At 73.6% G+C, this 18,654-nt stretch carries 16 protein-coding genes; 8 read left to right on the forward strand and 8 right to left on the reverse strand.

What is annotated here, in order from left to right:
- Positions 1-7 precede the first annotated feature (7 nt).
- The 5 genes from Voc01_RS08400 to Voc01_RS08420 all read right to left on the reverse strand — a co-directional run bounded on the left by Voc01_RS08400 (position 8) and on the right by Voc01_RS08420 (position 6,431).
- Positions 8-1,087 (reverse strand): multicopper oxidase domain-containing protein, encoded by a 1,080-nt coding sequence (locus Voc01_RS08400; RefSeq protein WP_203926716.1) that lies wholly within the window; start codon positions 1,085-1,087, stop codon positions 8-10.
- Between the two features lie 375 nt (positions 1,088-1,462).
- The gene (locus tag Voc01_RS08405; protein ID WP_203926717.1) at positions 1,463-2,080 is read right to left on the reverse strand and encodes an ATP-binding cassette domain-containing protein; all 618 of its coding nucleotides are present in this window, start codon (positions 2,078-2,080) and stop codon (positions 1,463-1,465) included.
- On the reverse strand, positions 2,077-2,898 hold the full coding sequence (locus tag Voc01_RS08410; RefSeq protein ID WP_203926718.1) for an ATP-binding cassette domain-containing protein: 822 nt from the start codon (positions 2,896-2,898) through the stop codon (positions 2,077-2,079). Before Voc01_RS08410 ends, Voc01_RS08405 begins: the two co-directional genes overlap by 4 nt.
- Positions 2,885-5,644, reverse strand: coding sequence for a hypothetical protein (locus Voc01_RS08415; RefSeq protein ID WP_203926719.1), 2,760 nt, complete (start codon positions 5,642-5,644; stop codon positions 2,885-2,887). The genes Voc01_RS08410 and Voc01_RS08415 overlap by 14 nt, the downstream gene beginning before the upstream one ends.
- A gap of 73 nt (positions 5,645-5,717) precedes the next feature.
- The gene (locus Voc01_RS08420) at positions 5,718-6,431 is read right to left on the reverse strand and encodes an alpha/beta fold hydrolase (RefSeq protein ID WP_203926720.1); all 714 of its coding nucleotides are present in this window, start codon (positions 6,429-6,431) and stop codon (positions 5,718-5,720) included.
- Between the two features lie 59 nt (positions 6,432-6,490).
- Between Voc01_RS08420 and Voc01_RS08425 the strand changes: the two genes are divergently transcribed.
- The 5 genes from Voc01_RS08425 to Voc01_RS08445 all read left to right on the forward strand — a co-directional run bounded on the left by Voc01_RS08425 (position 6,491) and on the right by Voc01_RS08445 (position 13,106).
- A complete protein-coding gene (locus Voc01_RS08425) occupies positions 6,491-8,152 on the forward strand; it encodes a cytochrome c oxidase assembly protein (protein ID WP_203926721.1) in 1,662 nt (553 codons plus the stop codon).
- A 52-nt stretch (positions 8,153-8,204) separates the two neighbouring features.
- Positions 8,205-8,486 carry a hypothetical protein gene (locus Voc01_RS08430; RefSeq protein ID WP_203926722.1) on the forward strand — a complete coding sequence of 94 codons (282 nt, stop codon included), beginning with the start codon at positions 8,205-8,207 and terminating at the stop codon, positions 8,484-8,486.
- Between the two features lie 65 nt (positions 8,487-8,551).
- Positions 8,552-10,225 (forward strand): PHP domain-containing protein, encoded by a 1,674-nt coding sequence (locus Voc01_RS08435; protein ID WP_203926723.1) that lies wholly within the window; start codon positions 8,552-8,554, stop codon positions 10,223-10,225.
- Complete coding sequence (locus Voc01_RS08440) at positions 10,222-10,752, forward strand: hypothetical protein (protein ID WP_203926724.1); 531 nt, start codon at positions 10,222-10,224, stop codon at positions 10,750-10,752. The genes Voc01_RS08435 and Voc01_RS08440 overlap by 4 nt, the downstream gene beginning before the upstream one ends.
- Positions 10,753-11,468: 716 nt before the next feature.
- Positions 11,469-13,106: an RICIN domain-containing protein gene (locus Voc01_RS08445; protein WP_203926725.1), complete on the forward strand. Its 1,638-nt coding sequence runs from the start codon at positions 11,469-11,471 to the stop codon at positions 13,104-13,106.
- Positions 13,107-13,140: 34 nt separating this feature from the next.
- Here Voc01_RS08445 and Voc01_RS08450 read toward each other — a convergent pair whose 3' ends face one another.
- From Voc01_RS08450 to Voc01_RS08460, 3 genes are read right to left on the reverse strand one after another with little or no spacing between them, the layout of a single operon-like run.
- Entirely contained in the window at positions 13,141-13,365 is a 225-nt protein-coding gene (locus Voc01_RS08450; RefSeq protein ID WP_203926726.1) for a hypothetical protein, read from the reverse strand.
- A gap of 15 nt (positions 13,366-13,380) precedes the next feature.
- Entirely contained in the window at positions 13,381-14,715 is a 1,335-nt protein-coding gene (locus tag Voc01_RS08455; protein WP_203926727.1) for a sialidase family protein, read from the reverse strand.
- On the reverse strand, positions 14,712-15,236 hold the full coding sequence (locus Voc01_RS08460; RefSeq protein ID WP_203926728.1) for a SigE family RNA polymerase sigma factor: 525 nt from the start codon (positions 15,234-15,236) through the stop codon (positions 14,712-14,714). The genes Voc01_RS08455 and Voc01_RS08460 overlap by 4 nt, the downstream gene beginning before the upstream one ends.
- Positions 15,237-15,292: 56 nt before the next feature.
- On the opposite strand from Voc01_RS08460, the gene Voc01_RS08465 reads away from it, so the two are divergent.
- The 3 genes from Voc01_RS08465 (at position 15,293) to Voc01_RS08475 (ending at position 18,643) form a co-directional block, all read left to right on the forward strand.
- On the forward strand, positions 15,293-16,453 hold the full coding sequence (locus Voc01_RS08465; protein WP_203926729.1) for an MFS transporter: 1,161 nt from the start codon (positions 15,293-15,295) through the stop codon (positions 16,451-16,453).
- A 40-nt stretch (positions 16,454-16,493) separates the two neighbouring features.
- Positions 16,494-17,711: a DUF4407 domain-containing protein gene (locus Voc01_RS08470; RefSeq protein WP_203926730.1), complete on the forward strand. Its 1,218-nt coding sequence runs from the start codon at positions 16,494-16,496 to the stop codon at positions 17,709-17,711.
- Between the two features lie 101 nt (positions 17,712-17,812).
- On the forward strand, positions 17,813-18,643 hold the full coding sequence (locus tag Voc01_RS08475) for an SDR family NAD(P)-dependent oxidoreductase (protein ID WP_203926731.1): 831 nt from the start codon (positions 17,813-17,815) through the stop codon (positions 18,641-18,643).
- The last annotated feature ends 11 nt before the right edge of the window (positions 18,644-18,654 follow it).

Genomic DNA, 18,654 nt, shown 5'->3' on the forward strand with positions numbered 1-18,654 from the left:
GGAGGGTTCAGTCGCCGTGGACGTGCTGGTGGTCGGGGTCGGGACCGCGCACCTCGGGCGGGGCGACGAACTGCGGTTGCGTCGCGCCGTGAGCAGCCTGCTGCGCGGCGACGTGGGTGTGTCCGTGGTGCTTGTCGATGGCTTCCTGAGCGCCCGCCGGCATGCTGCCGTCGGCGTTGCGGACCAGGAAGATGCCGACCATGCCGGTGTCGGAGTGCGACTGGATGTGGCAGTGGTACATCCACGCGCCGGGTCCGACGCCCTCGCCGGCCAGCACCTGGAACCCGAACGAGCTGCCGGGGTTGAGGTCCTTGTTGTCGACGACCTGGCTGGGGTCGGTCGGGCCCTCGAGCATGCCGGTGCGGTTGTCGGCCCAGCGGTGGGCGTGCAGGTGGAACGTGTGGAACTGGCTGCCGTGGCCGATCGCGATCCACTCGACCCGCTGGCCGAGGTTCGCCTCGAACTGCGGCGCGTTCGGCGCCACCCTGTTGTTGATGGTCAGGTCGTTGAAGACGACCGTGAACTGCCTGTCGGGCAGGATGTCGCCGCGCCGGCGCACGATCAGCGCGCCGTAGAGGCCGCGGATGAGCCCGCCGGTGCCGTGGTCGGTGCCCATCGCGTGGTCGTGGTAGTGCCAGTAGCCGGCGCTGCCGGGCATGAATCGCCGGCCGGCGGCCGCGAACATCTCGCGCGAGCGCCAGACGTAGGTCCGGGTCTCACCGGGGTTATTGAAGGAGTTGTGCAGCGGGCTGCCGTCGGAGTCGACGCTGTAGTCCACCCCGTGCGGGTGGATCGACAGCCGCTGGTTGGTCGTGTTGACGAGCGTGACCTCGAGCGTGTCGCCCTCGTACATCTCCAGCACCGGGCCGGGCACGGTCGCCTGGCCCGGCGCGAGCCCGTAGCCGAACAGGTTGCCGGGTAGGGCCTCCGCGTAGATGGTCACCTTGCGCGTGGCGCCCGCGGCCTTCGCGGGCGGCGGGTTCCCGGTGACGACGGTTCCCAGCGCCGCCGCCGGGAGTGTGGCCGCGGCGGCGCCGGTGACGAGCACCGACCGCCGCGAGAGGAGCCTGCGTAACAGATCGGCCATGGATCCCCCTTCGGGACACCGGTGGATGAGCAGGCCGCGTTTCGCGCGCACGGTTCAGCCCGCGGTCATCCCGTTCGAGGGGAGGGGATCCGAACTGCGCATGCCGGCGGTAGCCGCGCCGTTGGTGAAAGGCCTACGAGGAACTTTGGGGGTTCTGGGAGAAACTTATGTACTGATCGATCAAAAGTAAAGAGCTCCATCAATAAAGTCCGGCATCAGCACGATCGACGCCGATGCCTGCGTTCGACGCGCTTCGACAGCCGTTCGACACGGCACTCTACAGATGAGCCTCGATGAGCCGCGTCGACACGCGTCGACCAGCACGAATGCCTCTACGGGCAACGAGGTCTGGTGGACCAGACCATTCAGGTCCGATCAGCCGGAGACGCGGCCGGAGCTCAGCCGCACCACGTCGTCGGCGACGTCGATGATGCGCTGGTCGTGGGTCGCCACGAGCACGAGCGTCCCGGCGGTGGCGGCCGCCCGCAGCGCGTCGACGACCATGCCCACGTGCTCGTCGTCCTGGTGACCGGTGGGCTCGTCGAGCACCGCCACGGTCGAGCGCAGCACCAGTGCCCGGGCCAGCGCCGTGCGCTGCCGTTCGCCCTGCGACGTCTGGTGTACCGGCCGGCCCGCGATGCCGGCCAGCCCGAGGCTCTCCAGCAGGTCTGCCTCGGGCGTGCGGCGGCGGATCCGGGCCGGCAGCAACGCGTTCTCCGCGACGGTCAGCTCGGTGGCGAGGGCCAGCCGTTGGGGCAGCAGCGACACGGCGGCCCAGTCGCGCACGCGGTGCGCGGCGACGCCGTCGACGCGCACGTCGCCCTTCGAGGGCGTCATCACGCCGGCGACCAGGTGGCACAGCGTGGACTTGCCCGACCCCGACCGGCCGGCGAGGACGGCCAGCCGGCCGGCGTCGAGCCGCAGGTCGATGTCGTGCAGCACGATCGTCGAGCCGCGGGTGTGGGTGACGCCGGCGACCTCCACCAGACTCATGACTCGGGCCTCAGTTCCACGTGACCGTCCCCCACCGTCACCACGACCCGGCCGGCCGGGAACACGGCCAGCGCGTCCGCGGGTAGCTGCAGCCGGCCCTGTCCGTCGATCGTCAACGCGTGCGCGCTGCCGGCGTCGGTCTGCGACGTGGTGCCCGACAGCACGCCCCGGCTGAGGTGCAGCACCGTGTCGGCGTAGGCGACCGCGCGGGCGTCGTGGGTCGCCATCACCACGCCGGCGCCGGCGGCCGCGCACGAGCGCAGGTGCGCCAGCACGAGGTCGGCGGTGGCGTCGTCGAGCTCCGCGGTCGGCTCGTCGGCCACGATCAGCGCCGGCGGTCCGACCGCTGCCGCCGCCACCGCGAGGCGCTGCTGCTCGCCGCCGGACATCGCGGTGAGCCGGGCGCCGGCGCGGGCGGTCAGGTCGAGGGCGCGCAGCGCCGTGTCGGGGTCCGCGGGGACCCGGCGCAGCCGCGCCACCTGCGTCAGCTGCCTGCGCGCGGTCAGCTGCGGGAAGAGGCCGTGCCCCGGCACCTGGGCGATCCACCCGATGTCGCGGCGGCGGATGCGGTGCAGGTCCCGCCGGCCCAGCGTCGCGACCGGCCGGCCGCGCCACCGCAGGTCTCCTCCGGCGGGACGCTCGCGCAGCGCGAGGATCGCCAGCAGGCTCGACTTCCCGCTGCCCGACGGCCCGGTGATCGCGGTGACCGCGCCCGGCCGCACCACCACGTCGACGCCGCGCAGCGCCTGGGTGGCACCGGTCGGCGCCGGGTACAGCTGGAGCAGCTCTCCCCCGGTCAGCAGGTCATCCGTCGCCACGGAACGCGTCCTCCTCCCGCGCCGACGAGCGCATCACGGCCAGCCCGGCGGCGATCAGCGCCGCGAGCACGGCGACGCCGGCGGTGACGGCGACCGCCGCCGGCGGCACGGCCAGCCGCAGCTCCGGCACCTGGCCGGGGTTCGGGTCGAGCAGCCGGGCCGCGAGCGGCGCCAGCCCCGCCAGGGCGCCGACCGCGCACACCACCGCCACCACGACGAGCGTCACCAGCTCGGCCGCCCGCGCGCCGACGATCCGCGCCCGGCCGACGCCGACGCGGGCCAGCATCAGGTCGCCGGGCCGGGCGGCCACGGCGGTGCGGTCGGCGTGCAGCGCCAGCGCGACCACGGCCAGGAGCGCCAGGTACGCCGCGATCGCCAGCTCGTAGCCGCGCGACTGGCCGGCCGCCACGTACAGCGGATCCTGCCGGTACCGCGCGATCGTCACGGTCTGCTCGACCTTCACCGCGCGCGGCGCGGTCACCTCGTCGATGCCGAGGAGACCGGCCGAGCTCCACACCTCGGTGGTGAAGAAGCCCCCGGTGAATCCGTTCTCCGGGCGCAGCCGCGGGTCCTCGCGGCCGAGCTGGGGGAACATGGCCGCGCCGGGTACGACGTACATGGCCCGGTTGCCCATCCCGGGGAACGCCGGTAGGTGCGCGACGACGCGCAGCCGCCCGTTCCATCCGGGAAGCACGACCGGCATCTCGTCGAGCTTCGCCACCGACGGGTCACCGACGACGATCGCCGGCACCACCGGGCCGGACGACGGTTTCCTCAGCTCCTCGACGGCGCGCCGGGCCGCGGCCAGGTCGTCGCCGCGCCCCCACCGGGCCACCGGCAGCAGCGTCTCGGGCTCGACGATCACGAGGTCGCGCAGCCCTTCGTCGTAGGGGGTGTAGGCGTCGAACCGCCAGACCAGGGCGGCGTGGCCGGGCAGCGGTGGTGTCCGAACGCCGGGCACGAGGCCGCTGGGCGGTGGCGCGTCTCCGGGCTTCGGCTCCGGCGGCTGGGGCACCGCCTGTTCGTCGAGCGCCCATGACCCTTCGATCCGGGCGATCGCGGCGGTTCCGGCGGCCGTGTCCACCCGGTCGGCGATGTTCACGTCGACGGTGTGCACCGCCGACACCGTGAACGCCAGCATGCCGAGACCGGTGGTCAGCAGCATCACGGTGAGCACCCGCTCGCCGCCGGCGGCGAGGCGCCGGCGCAGCAGCCACCAGGTCACCGCCGGCCGCGCGGTGTCCGTCGCGGTCCGTCTCCTTCTCAGGGACGCGAACCGCACGAGCAGCGTGCCACCGACGACCCCGGCGGCGGCGAGAACGAGCAACGGGACCACGAGGTCGACGCCGCGCGCCTGCGTGGTCCCCCACAGGCCGACCGCGGCAACCGCGGCCGCCACGACCACGAGCAGACCCCACGGCCGGGGCCGGCGCGGAGCGACCGGCACCGCCGGCCGGACCCGGCGCGCCGCCGACCCGGCCGCCACCACCGCGACGACCACCGGACCCACCAGCGCCGCGACGACGGCCGCGACCAGCGCCGGTCGCAGCGACGTCGCGGTGACCGCGCCCGGCGGCCCCAGCCGGTCGACGAGCAGCCACGCCAACGCCCAGCCGGCGGCCGCCGCCGGCACGGCGGGAACGAGGTGCTCCAGGAACCACAGGGTGCCCACAGTGGACGGTGACAGCCCCGACCCCACGCTGTGCCGCAGCTCCACCCGCCGTCGGCGCACCGCGAGGAGCCCGATCGCGAGCACCGAGGCGACCGCGATCAGCAGGGCCGCCCAGCCGGCCACGCGGGTGCGCTGCTGCACGGTCTCGGCCGTGCGGGCGGCGTCGACGACCACCTGGGCCACGCCGCTGGCCACCCGGGGCGTGACGGTGGCCTCGGGGTCGGTACTCACCCGGCCGAGGTAGCGGGTGCGCATGCCGGCGATCCCGCGGGCGGCCTCCCGCGCCTCGGTCATCGTGGCGCCGGGGACGAGCGCCGCGTCGGCCCACCACAGCATGCGGTCGCCGCTCGCGTCGGCGAGCTTCTCGATGGTCGCGATGTCGCCGATGACGAGGTGCGCCTTCAACGTCCGGGTCGACGGGTCGGGTGGGAAGTCGCCCTGCTGCCGCGCCCACGACTGCGGCGCGCCGGGCTTGTCGGCCGGAACCCGGCTCCCGGTGACCGCGTAGACGCCCGCCACCTTGACCGCGACCCCGGGTGGAGCGGCGGGGGTGGTGTCGATCGCGTAGGTGACGGTGTCGCCGGCACGCACGCCGAGGTCCGCGGCGACCGGCTGGGGCAGCCAGACGCCCTCGGCCGCCGCGGCGCCGACGGCCACGAGACGCGCGGCCGGGTTCTCCACGGCGAGCAGCCGCGCGATCTCGGAGCGCCCACCGGACGTCACCGTCGACCGCCACCGGCGCGACTTCGCGATCTCCGCGCCGACCGACGCGCCGCCGAGCGTCGGCGCCGACAGGTGCGGCACGGCGCGCAGCTCGCGCAGCGCGACCTCCTGGTCCTTGCTCTCCGGTGACGTGGAGGCGGTGAGCCGCACCGCCACGTCCTCGTTCTGGCCGGCCGTCTGCGGGATCGCCGCCCGCCGCTGCGCGAAGACCGCGTTGTCGGAGGCCTCGTCGAACATCGGCGCCGACGCGGCGGCGAGGGTGGCGACGGTGAACACCGCCAGCACGAGCATGGCCCACGGACCCTGCCGTAGCCAGCCGGTCACCCCCGCCGCCACCAGTGGCCAACGCACGCCTGTGGAACCTCCCCCGCGATCGACCCCATATCCTGCCCCGCAACCGTTCCCAGGTCCACTGAACGATGGTCTACATCAGGAACGGCAGCACCGCGTCACGGAAGTCGTCGGGGGCGAGGCTGTGGATCCGGTGGCCGACCGGGATCGTCACGAACCGGCCGTCCGGGAGCTCGGCGGCCACCTCGGCGGTGCGTCGCGACGCGAGGTGGCTGCGCGGCCCGCCCGAGAGGACCAGCGCCGGAGCGGTGATCGCGGGCAGCCGCTGCCACCAGGACGGGTCGGGCCGGCGGAGCTCGCGGATCGCCGAGGTCAGTGCCCGCGGGTGGTACCGGCCGCGGCGCAGGAGGCTGCCGGCGAACAGCGCGGCGACCCGGGTCGGCGACAGCTCGGCGGCCAGCTCGCCGTCGCGCGACGGGGCCGGCGGGTCCTCGAGCACGAGCCGGCTCACCGGCCGGTCCATCGCGACGAGTGACGCCGTGTGCGCTCCGAGCGAGTGTCCGACCAGCGCCGGACGGTCGAGCCCGAGCGCGTCGAGCAGCCCCGCGACCGCGTCGCGGTGGGTGGCGAGCGTGTAGGCGCGCAGCCGGGTGCTGCCGCCGTGCCCGGGCAGGTCCGGGGCGATGGCCCGCCATCCCGCGCCGGCGAGCGCGGCCGCGAACCGGTCCCAGGTCGACGCGTCGCTGCCCCCGCCGTGCAGCAGCACCGCCACGGGTCCCCGCGGGTCACCGGTGGACCGGTAGCTCACGCGCATGCCGTCGAGGTCCACCGTTCGAACGTCGGTCACCGGTCAACGATCACACAGTCCGGCGGACCCGGGAGCGCCCGCGGTCCGTACCACCGGGCATGGTGACCACCACCGCCGCCATCGGCCCCGACCGCACGGACCGCCCGCACGTCCGGCGCCGCGTGGTGCTCGGCGGTGCCGGTGTCGTGCTCGCCGCGGTCGTGGTGCTGACGGTCACCGCGCGCGACATCCGCGACAACGCCCGCTCCGCCGACGTGCTCGGGCTCGACCTCGGCTGGGCACCGTGGCTGGTGCCGGTCGCGGGCACGGCCGGAACGCTGTCGGCGGTCGCGGTCGTCGGGATGCTGCTGTCGGCCGCGTTCCTCACCGGTGGACGCATGTGGGCGACGCCCGTCCTCGTGTGGACGGCCGTGACGGCGGTCCGCGTCTGCGTCGGTACGGCCGAGGTGTTCGGGATGCCGGTGCTGGACGTGCTGAGGCCGCGGAGCCTGTGGTTCTTCGTCACCGAGGTGGCCGTCGGGCAGGCGCTGCTGACCACGCTCGTGCTGACCCTCGTGGTCGCCGCCGGCTGCCGGTTCCTCCGCGGCGCCGACGCGGCGGCGGTACTGACCGTGCTCGCGGTCGTGGCGGTGCTGCCGCCGGTGGCGTCCGGGCACGCCAGCAGCGCCGGCAACCACCAGGTGATCACGTCGGCGCTGATGCTGCACGCGGCGTCGGCGGTGGTGTGGACCGGCGGACTGGTCGCACTCGTGCTCGGCGTCCGTCCATCGAGGACGGACCTCGCCGCCGCCACGACGCGCTTCTCCCTCGTCGCCGGGTGGTGCTTCGCGATCACCGTCGCCACCGGGGTGGTCTCCGCCGCGGCCCGTCTCGACCGGTGGTCCGACCTCGTCTCGACCCGCTACGGCGTGGTGCTCGCGGCCAAGGTGGGCGCGCTCGCGGCTCTCGGCGCGTTCGGCTGGTGGCACCGGCGCCGGTCGCTGCCCGCGCTCGCCGCCGGGCACACCCGGGTGTTCCTCCGCGTCGCGGGCGCGGAACTGCTCCTCCTCGCCGCGACGATGGGCCTCGCGGCGGCGCTGTCGCGGACGGCGCCGCCGAACGAGCTCGGCTCGATCGTGTTCGACGCGCCGCTCACGCCGGCGGTGCGCTGGATCCCCGAGCCCGTGCTGCTGGCCGTCGCGGTGGTCGCGGTGGTCGCCTATCTCACGGCCGCACGTTTCGCGGCCGCCCGCGCCGCGGCCGGTCCGCCCGCGGCCGGGCGTCCGGCCGGCGCCGGCTGGTCGCACCGGCGGACGGCCGCCTGGGTAGCGGGGTGGTCGCTGCTGGTCGCGGCCGGCACGGTGCAGTTCGCGCAGGTGGACCCGTCGGGGACGGTCACCGTGCTGCAGCCGCTCGTCGCGGCGTTCGCGGTGCCGGCGCTGCTCGTGCTGGGCGCGCCGGTCCGGCTCGCCCGGGCCACCGGACGGGCCTGGGCCGACCGGGTCGCCGACGCGACCGAGTCCCGGCCGATGCGGCTGCTGCGCCAGCCCGGCGTCGCGCTGTCGCTGTACCTGGCCGCCGGGTTCGGGACGTTGCTCGCGGTCAGCGGGAACTGGGCCGCCACGCGGCACGGCGTGCACCTGCTGCTGACCCCCGCCGTCGCCGCCGCGGGGTGTCTGTTCTGGTCACCGGCCGTCCGGCGGCCGGCGACGGGCATGGTGGTCGTGCGTCCCTCGGCGCCATCGGCGGACAGCGCCGAACGTTCACCTGGACGTGGCTGAGCGCTCACCGGCCATGGGTAGCTTCTGACGACCCACGGCAGAGGGAGTGACCATGACTGACGACACCAGCGCGGAGCGGTCCGGGATGATCGCGTTCGGCGACCTCGAGCTCGGCATCCGGCGCGAGGTCGAGGTGGTGCGGGAACGGTTCCCCGACACCGATCCCGCGATCGTCGACGGCACCGTGCGCGAGCTGTTCGCCGAGCTGCGGACCGACGCGACCGTCGAGGCGCACCTGCTCGCGGTGACCCGGAACGAGGCGATCCGCCGGCTCGAGGAGGCGGGGCACACGTTCCGGCCCGCCGACCTGGCGGAGACCACACCGGATTCCTGACCCGTTCGCATCGACGACGCTGATCCGTCACGTCGCGTTCGCCGTTCTCCGCGAGGTTCAGTCGCATGAGCCACGGTCACCACCACAGCCACGACGCGCCGTTCGCGCCGCAGGACGTTCCGGCGGTTCTGGACACCTCGGTTCCCGACAGCGAGCTGTCGCCCGCCGAGCTGGGCCGGCGCGGGTTCCTGCGCGGCGCCGGCCTGCTCGGCGCCGGTGCGGCCGCCGGCGGCGTGTTCGCCGGCGTGGGCGGGTCGGCCGCGTCGGCGGACCCCGGTGGTGGCGACCGGGGCCACGGCGGGCAGCTGCGGTGGCTGGCCGGCGACCACCACATCCACACGCAGTACAGCTCCGACGCCGTCTACCGGGTGATCGACCAGGCCAGGCACGCCGCCGCGTACGGGCTGGACTGGATGGTGGTCACCGACCACGGCAGCGTGGCGCACGCGAAGATCGGCGTGGAGAAGGTCAACCCGGGCATCGTGGCGGCCCGCGAGGAACTGCCGGGCATGCTCGTCTTCCAGGGCCTGGAGTGGAACATCCCCGCCGCCGAGCACGGCACGGTGTTCGTCACGCCCGGGCGCGACGAGGTCGCGGTCCTCAAGGAGTTCGAGAACGCCTTCGACGGCTCGGTGACCGGCACCAGCGGCTCGTCGCAGGCCAACGAGGCGCACGGGATCGCCGGTCTCGACTTCCTGGCCGACGCCGTGAAGCGGCGCCGCGTCGAGCACGCGCTGTTCCTCGCCAACCACCCGGCCCGTCGCGGCGTCGACTCGCCGCACGAGTTCCGCGGCTGGCGGGACGCCGCGCCGGGCATCGCGGTCGGCATGGAGGGCGCACCCGGTCACCAGGCCGCCGGCATCCCGGCGCCGCACGGGCCCGGCAGCGGCCGCGGCTTCTACGACAACGCCCCGTCGGCCGCGTCGTTCCCCGGCTACCCGCTGGAGAGCTACCGCACCTGGGGCGGGTTCGACTTCTTCACCGCGACCGTCGGCGGCCTGTGGGACAGCCTGCTCGCCGAGGGACGGCCGTGGTGGGTCACCGCGAACTCCGACGCCCACTTCGTCTACCTCGACACGGTGGCCCGCGGTCCGGGCAGCGACTTCGCCGCCAACGGCTTCTACAACGACCCCGTCCACGGCGGCACGCCCAACAGCACCGCCGGTGACTACTGGCCCGGCTACTACAGCCGGACCCACGTCGGCGCCACCGGCGCGAGCTACCGGGCGGTGATGGAGGGCCTGCGCGACGGCCGGATCTGGGTCGACCACGGTGGCCTCGTCCGCAACCTCGACATCCGGGTGAACCGGTCCACCACGCTCGGGGGCACCGCGACCGTGCGGCGCGGGTCCACTGTGGACCTGACCATCGGGATCGACCTGGCCCGCACGCCGAACTGGGCGCAGTTCGTGCCGGTGCTCAAGCGGGTCGACGTCATCGCCGGTCCGGTCACCGGACCCGCCGCCGACCGGGACGTCTTCGCCGCGCCCGGCACGAAGGTGGTGAGGTCGTTCGAGGTCGCCGCCGGCTCGAAGCGGGTCACGTTCACGCACCGGTTCCCGCGCGTCGACGGTCCGTTCTACGTGCGGGTGCGCGGAACCGACGGCAACCGCACCGCGCCGGGCTTCCACGGCGCGGCCGTCGACCCGGCCGGACCGGCGATGGACGTGGTCGGCAACGCCGACCCGTGGGGCGACCTCTGGTTCTACGCCAACCCGATCTGGGTCCTCCCCCGATGACGCCGGTCTACATAGGACTCGACGCCGGCCACGGCACGGTCGCGGAGGCCGAGCACTGGCTCGACGACGTGCTGGCCGCCACCGGCCTGGACCTCGTCGACGGCGTGGTCGCCTGCACCCACCTGGTCCGGACGCCGTGGCCGCACGTGGCGGTCAGCCTCGCGGTGCCGGGGCCGAGCGTGCCCGACGGCCTTCCCGGGGTGCCCGACCCGCTGGCCCGCGCCGCCGAGGTGGCCCGGGCCGCGCACGCCTCGGGCCGCTCGGGACGCGCGTCGCACTTCCCCGGCCGCGACCGCCTCACCGGGACCCGCACCGTGGCCGACCTGCTGGCCGCCAGCGCGATCGAGGCGGTGGTGGTCCTCGGCGCCCCACCACCGCGCCCGGAGACGCCGGTGCAGACCAGGGACTTCGTCCGTCCCCAGTGGACGGACGGCCGGCTGACGCTGGTGACCACCCCGGCCGCCGACGGCCACCTGGCCCCGTTCGAGGTCCCCAACCCCACCCCGTGCTGCGCCCAACACGCCTGACCTTCTCCCGCCCTCCCGCCCCCGGGCGGCCGGTTGGCGGTTTTCGGACACGCAGAGCCCGACGGAGCACCGAGCCGGCACCCAGGAGCCCGATCTTGGACGCCGATGCACCGCATCGCATGTACAGACGTCCAAGATCGCGAACGAGGTACCCCTGGCCGCCCGAAATGCTTCTCTTGCCCTGTCTTGCACGCGCGCTCCCACCACCACCCAACAGGTGCCCTTCCCCCGAACACCGATCCTGACAATCGACAACCCCGTAGACCACCGGCGCCGCACACAGGGAGCAACCACCGGGCCGGACCGGCCGGATCGACCCCGCCCAACGGCCCGGCCCCGTCTCGCCGTCGCCCCAGCCGTACTCCAGCCCACCCGGGCCGCCCCGACCCTGCCCTGCTCGCACGCGCCGCCGCGCGCCCCGCACGCCGCACACCCCGCGCGCCCCGCGCCGCCGCGCCCACCGCGCCGCGTGCCCGCACTGCTTGCCCACCCCGCCGCGCCACCGCGAACCCCACCGAGCCACCGCGCACAGCGCCGGTTGACACATCGGCCGGGCCTGGTCAGAATCGGGCAAACGCATAGACCTGAATCGATGAGCACCGCGCCCCGGAGTGTTGTGAACGATAACATCGCCGGGGTGGCCGGTTCGAGGACGTAGTCGGGCCGGAGGTGGGAGCGGGCACGTCGCGGGTCACCTTCCGCCAAGGAGACACCCCATGCCCGCCACCCATACGCAGGGGTACGGGCGGCACGGTCGGTCGATCGGCGCGTCACTCGGCGCCGTCCTCATCGTGCTGCTCGCATCGCTCACGTTCGTCCCGAAGCCGGCCGCCGCCGCCACGGTCGACACCAACGCCTGGTACGTGCTGGTGAACCGGCACAGCGGCAAGGCCCTGGACCTGTACAACTTCGCCACCACCGACGGCGCCCCGATCGTCCAGTGGGCGCGCAACGACGGCAACCAGCAGCAGTGGCAGTTCGTCTCCTCGGGCGACGGCTACTACCGGCTGAAGTCCCGCCACAGCGGCAAGGTGCTCGACATCTTCGAGCGCTCCACCGCCGGCGGCGCCAACGTCGTGCAGTGGGCCGACACCAACGGATGGAACCAGCAGTTCCGGCTCGCCGACTCGGCCGGCGGCTACGTGCGCCTGATCAACCGCAACAGCAACATGGCGCTCGAGGTGTGGGAATGGTCCACAGCCGACGGTGGACGCGTTTCCCAGTTCGACGACCTGGGCGGCAACAACCAGCAGTGGCAGCTCGTCCAGATCGGCTCCACCCCCGGCAACCCCGGTACCGGCTGCGGTTCCGGTTCGTTCAACGCCGAGGTGACCGTCAGCGGCAGCACGTGGACCGCCCGCAACGGAAGCTCCACCGTCTACACCGGCACCAGCATGCTGTCGGCGATGCAGGGCGCGGTCAACAGCCTCACCGCGGGCCGCACCAGCAAGCAGCGCGTGGTGGTGCGCGGGTCCGGCTCGATGAGCGCCGCGTCCCGGCTGTCGCTACCCAGCTACACCGTGCTCGACGTCTGCGGGACGATCAACGTCACCGGGTCCGGATCCGGCGACATGGCACCGGTCTACTCGCGCGGCACCACCCAGGTCGAGGTCCAGAACCTGAACATCACGGGCACGCCGGTCTACGGCATGTTCTTCCGCAACGTGAACAACCTGACGCTCGGCCGCATCGACCTCCGGGTCGGCAGCGGGCTCGGGGTGCGCATCGACAACCACGGCGGCGACCGCGCGGTGAAGGTCCGCAACATCTCCATCGGCACCGTGTACGCGCAGGGCACGAGCTCGCACGGCGTGGAGACCTACGGCGTCGACGGCATCACCATCGGCACCGTGACCGCCCGCAACGTCGGCGAGTCCGGCCTGCTGTTCAACGACACCATCAACGCCACGGTCGGCACCGTCGACGCGCAGAACGCCGGCGCCGGCACCGGGTACGCCGCGTTCCGCATGGCCAACCGCAACGGCCGCGTGGGCAGCGGCTACCCGACCAACATCCGGGTCGGCACCGTCATCGCCAGCGGTGGCGGCCGGGGCATCTTCTGCGTGTCCGAGAGCGGCGGCGCGGTGATCGACCGGGTCACGATCTCCAACACCGGCAACAACTCGGTGCTGATCGAGAACTGCTACAACGTGACCATCGCCGGCGTGTCCGGCACGATCACCGGTGGCGGCGAGGTGCGGGTCGCGGCGCGGTCGGAGTTCCCGATCTCGTCCGGGATCACGTTCCAGAACCTGACCGTCACGAACACGAACATCACCCAGAGCCCGTGCGGCGGCGCCAACAACGTCGTCCGCAACGTCACCCGGGTGAACTCGGCGCTGAACTGGTGCTAGCCGACATGGGGAGCTCCGGACGGAGCTCCCCATGTCACGGCATCGCGTCGCGGCGCAGGCTCACCCGCCACCACGTCCCGTTGAACAGCGCATCGACCCTGATCTGCTCGTCGTCGACACCCTCGACGCCGAAGCCGGCCCGCCCGGGTTGGGGGTTCAGCGTGAACCCCGCCTCGGTGAACCAGTTCAGGGCGTCGGACCGGGCGTCGGAGGGCCGCCGCGCCTCGGCGATGACCACCCACTCACCGATCTCGTCCACGGAGCAGATTGTGTATCACGGCACCACGTGGCGGGTCCACCGGAGTCCGTCGGTCGAGCGGTAGACGGCCTCGTCGTCACGGGCGACGTAGACCCCCGGCACGGTCGTGGTGACGAGGCCGGTGGTCCTGTGGTCGCGGGTCAGCTTGTCGCCGAGCCCGGTCACCGCACCGCCCTTCCGGTAGGTCCGACCGTCGTCGCTGCTCGTGTACCGCTCGAACGGCGCCGCGTAGTTGCGCAGGTACCGGTCCGTCGACATCAGCACCACGTGCGTGCCGTCTCCGGCGACGTAGGACTCGGCGACGCCGAGGGCGCCGTCGGGGAGCGTCCGGTCGGGGTCGACCCGCTCCCAGGTCCGGCCGCCGTTGACCGTGCGGTAGACGCGCTTCTTCGACTCCGTCGGGGAGACCGTCGGGTTCGGGCCGGTCGGTCGCACCGGGTAGGAGTCGCTGACGATGGCGTACCCGGTGACACCGTCGACGGAGACCGGGGCGAAGAGGTCGTCCGGCGGGGTGTGCGTGGTCCAGGTGCGGCCACGGTCGGCGGTGGTGGCGACGAGGAACCTGTTGGTCGCGGGGTCGGAACCGATGAGCCAGAACCCCGCCGACTGCGGCAGCTGCCTGATCGTGAACATCCTGAGGTCCGGCTGCTTCCGCAGCGGCGCCGCGCGCGCGTTCGCCGGGTCGAAGGCGATCAGGCTCGCGCACGGGTCGTCCCTGACCTGCCGGCACTCGATCCAGCCGCCGGCCGGTACGGCGTCGACCGGTGCGGTGACCTCGCGCACGTCCACCCAGGTCCGGCCGCCGTCGGTGCTGATCCTCCGCTGGGACAGCATCTTCGGGCTTTCCGGGTCGGCGTCGACGTAGTCGGGGTTGGGCGTCGTCACCATATGGTGGAGCACCCCGGCGGCGGGCACCTCCACCTCGTAGTTCAACGCGTCGCCGAAGGGCTCCTGGCGGACGGTCCAGGTCGCGCCGCCGTCGTCGGAGCCGACGAGGCGGTAGGAGCACTGCTCCTTCACCCTGCAGACGGTCTTCACCGCGTACAGGTGGTCGGCGTCGGTCGCCACGGCCGTCACGAGTCCGCCGTCGGTCAGCCACCCCGGCGGCGGCTCCTCCCCCGTCGCGTCCGGGCGCGGGTCGCGGGCCACGCGGTTGTCGCCCGCCGATCCCAGCAGGTCGACGCCGACGAGCGCGACGACGAGGGCGGCGGCGATGCCGGCGGCCGCGAACGTCGCGACGCGTCGACGCTGCCGGCGCCATCCCGCGGCGTAGACCGCGTCGGCGGAGAGCCGGCTGGCCGGCATGGCGGTTCCGGCCGCGTCCTTGAAACGATCCTCGATCCGGTTCACCGTGTGCCCTCCACCGTCGTCAGGTCCCCGTTCTCGGCGAGCAGGTCCCGCAGTTTCGCGAGCCCGCGCGCGGCCTGGCTGCGAACCGTCCCGGGGGAACATCCGAGCGTCTGCGCGGTCGCCGCCACGTCGAGGTCCTGGTAGTAGCGGCATACGAGGACCGCACGCTGGCGCGGCGGCAGCCGGCGCAGCGCGGACAGGAAGGCCGCCCGGTCGTCGGTCCCCTCGCCGGCGACCGCGAGGTCGGGCGGATCGGCGACGGACCGTTCGCGCCGGCGCCACACCTTGCGCAGGTCGGAGAAGTACGCCCGCATGAGACACGTGCGCACGAACGCGTCGAGGGCCTGCCGGTCGCGGACCTTGCGCCAGTTCACCGCCAGCCGCATGAACGCGCTCTGGGTCAGGTCGTCGGCCCAGTGCCAGTCTCCGCACAGCATGTAGGCGGTCCGGCGCACCGTGTCGCGCCGGGCCACGAAGTACTCACGAAACTGTCTGTGCTCTTCCGGGTCCTCGCTCGGCATCGCACCTCCTCGTCACTAGGTGCGCGACGGCCCTTCATTGTGTTGCATGTACATCCATGAGAGTTCTGCTGGCGTACGCCGGCTTCGTGCTCGCCGGCCTGTCCGCGGGTGTCAGCGGGGTGCTGCTGCCGGCCCAGATCGACGACTACGGCGTCGACAAGGCGGTGGTCGGGCTGACGTTCTTCACCGGCGCGGCCGGCTTCTTCCTGGCCGGTGCCGCCGCCGGCCCGCTGCTGCACCGGTTCGGCGTCCGCGCGACGCTCGCGGCCGGCGGCGCCGCGGTCGTCCTGTCGTGGCTGTACCTCGCGACCAGGCCGGTGTTCCTGGTGCTCGTGCTGGTGCAGCTGGTGCTGGGGTTCGGCATCGGTGTCCTGGAGTCGGTGCTCAACGTCTACCTGGCCGGCCTCCCACGGTCGACCGTGCTGCTCAACCGGTTGCACGCGTTCTTCGGCGTGGGCGCGCTCCTCGGTCCGCTGCTCGCCGCCTGGATGCTCGGCTTCGCCCGCTGGCCGATGGTGTACCTGGTACTGGCGCTGGTGGCGGTCCCGGTGATCGCCGGCTACCTGCTGACCTACCCGCGTCAGGAGCCGCCCGGCGAGGAGCGGCCGGCGTTGCTGCGTCACGCGGTCCGGGTTCCGGCCGTGCTGTTCGCCGGCGCGTTCCTCACCGTCTACGTTGGACTGGAGATCGGCGTCGGCAACTGGGCCTACAGCCTTCTCACCGAGGAGCACGGCCAGGGTCCGCTCGCGGCGGGGTGGTCGGTGAGCGGCTACTGGTTGGGGTTGACGCTGGGCCGTTTCATCATCAGCCCCGTCGCGGGCAGGGTCGGTCTGTCGGCTGCGGGCACGTCGTTCGTCTGTCTTTTCGGGGTGACGGGCACAGCCCTGCTCGGATGGCTGGCGCCGGCCGGGGTGGTGGTGACTGTGGCGCTCGTGCTCATGGGGTGCTTCCTGGGCCCACTGTTCCCCACGGCGATCGCGGTCGTTCCCGACGTGGTCGAGCCGCGGCTGGTCCCCACGGCCATCGGTGTGGTCAACGGCTTCTCCGTGGTGGGTGGTGCGCTGTTCCCCTGGTTCGCGGGCGCGCTGGCCCAGGGCATGGGCGTGTGGACGCTGCTGCCGTTCACCACCGTGCTCGCCGTCGCCCAGCTGCTGCTGTGGCGTGCGGTCGTCACGCGGATGCGCATTCCCCAGCGCCCGTCGGAGGCGGCGACGTAGCCTGGGTCTGCGACCGCGACCTGACAGCAGGGGGTGTTCGATGACTCTGCTCGACGAGCCCCGTCGCGACGGCGACCCGGGCGCTCCGCCGGTCGGTCGGCGGTCGGCCGTCGGTGACGTCCTCATCTCCGCGGGCAACGCCGAACCGGCTCTCGCGACGCGCACCGGTGAGCGCGGGGTCTACGCGGCCCTCGGCGTCACTGTCATCGCGGTCGGTGTCATCGCGGCGGCGACGTCGATCAGCGCGCTCGCCACCGCGACCGACCTGTCGTGGTGGCTCATCGTGCCCGTCGGCGTGTTCTGGGGTCTCACGCTGTTCGCGTTCGACCGCGGCGTCATCCTCGGCGCGCCGCGGCGGGTCGACACCGGCGGCCTGTCCTCGGTGGTCCCGTACGTGGGCCGGATGCTGGTGAGCGTCTTCATCGGTGTCGTCGTCGCCGACTTCGCCTGCATGGTGCTGTTCGCACCCGACATCGAGGCGCGCCTCGCGGAGACCAACGCCAGCCGGTACACCGCCGTCGTCGAGACCGAGCAGCGGGCCGTGGAGAGCCGGCTCGTCGTCGAGGAGGAGGCGGTGCGGCAACGCACCGAGGCGCTGCGCGTCCTGGAGGCCGAGTACGCCGCCGCGCAGCGCGCCGCCGACCAGGAGATGCAGGGCACCGGCGGCACCCGCCTGATCGGGCAGGGCCAGGTGTGGCAGCGAAAGCAGGCGCACGCCGACACGGTGCGGGCCAACCGCGACAAGGCCGTCGCAGACCTGGCGACCGCACAGGCCACATTGGACGAACGCCGGGCCGAGGTGTCGGCCGAGGCCGACGAGACCGCCGCCGCGGCACAGACCCGGGCCGCCGACGTGCACGGCGCGACCGGTCTGCTGTCGCGGCACGAGGCGATGGTCGACCTGGTACGCCACGACACCGGTGCGCTGATCCTGCTCCTGATGGTGACGATCGTGTTCCTCGCCGTCGACCTGCTGCCGGTGCTCGGCAAGCTGATGACCGGCAACACCGTGTACGAACAGGAACGGCGCGAACGGGCCCGCGACATCCTGCACCAGCTGGAGATCGAGCGGGAGATCCGCAGTGCCCAGCACGACGAGCGCGTCACCGAGGACGCCACCCTCCGCGCCGACGTCGAGCGGGCCCGTAGCCTCGCCGAGCGGCGGGTGGCCCAACAGGCGCTGGAGTACGAGACCGAGTTCAAGCTCGCCCGGCTCCAGCGCCAGCACAACGACCGCATGACGTCCCTGATGCGGTGAAGCGCTGACGCGCCCCGCGGGTCAGCGCGGGGCGCGTCAGCCTTACCGGCCCGTCCGGGCGACGCTCGGTCGATGCGGCCGAAGGGCGTAGGGTCACGCGGATGGAGCTCCACGTCGCGGTCACCGGGGCCGGCGCGGGCATCGGTGCGGCCACCGTCGGTGCGCTCGTGGCCGCCGGTGCCCGGGTCAGCGCCGGCGATCTCGTCGGCGACGCGGCGCGCTCGGTGGCCGGGGCCGCGGCCCGGCGCGGTCCGGGCGACGCCGCGGGCTTCGACCTCGACGTGACCGGCACCGCCAGCTACCGCGCGTTCCTCGCCGCGGCGCGCGAGCGGTTCGGTCCGCTGGACGTGCTCGTCGGCAACGCCGGGGTCATGTGGGTCGGGCCGTTCGCCGCGGAGCCCGAGGAGGTGACCCGCCGGCAGCTCGACGTCAACGTGCACGGCGTCATCCGCGGGGCGCGGCTGGCCGTGCCGGACATGGTCGCGCGCGGACGCGGTCACCTCGTCACGATCGCGTCCGCGGCGAGCCGGGTGGCCCCGGCGGGCGAGGCGACGTACGCCGCCACGAAGCACGCCGTGCTCGGGTACTGCACCGCGCTGCGGGCCGAGCTGCGGGGCACCGGCGTGCGGGTCTCGGTCGTCCTGCCGACCGTGGTGGAGACGGAGCTCGCGGCGGGCACCGCACACGGACGGGTGCGCCGCCTGCGTCCCGACGATGTGGCCGCGGCGGTACTGGCCACCGTCCGACGGCCGCGACCGGAGGTATGGGTGCCCCGGCGGGTGGCCGCCCTGGTGCGCCTGCGCGACGTGCTGCCGGGCCGGCTGCGGGAGGCGATGGTGCGGGCGATGGTCCCCGACCAGGTGGCCGCGACCGACCCGGCCGTCCGCGCGGAGTACCACCGGCGGGTCCTGGGGAATGTCAAGGATGATTGACATCATGTCCG

This window comes from Virgisporangium ochraceum (assembly GCF_016863655.1).
Taxonomy (GTDB): Bacteria; Actinomycetota; Actinomycetes; order Mycobacteriales; family Micromonosporaceae; genus Virgisporangium; species Virgisporangium ochraceum.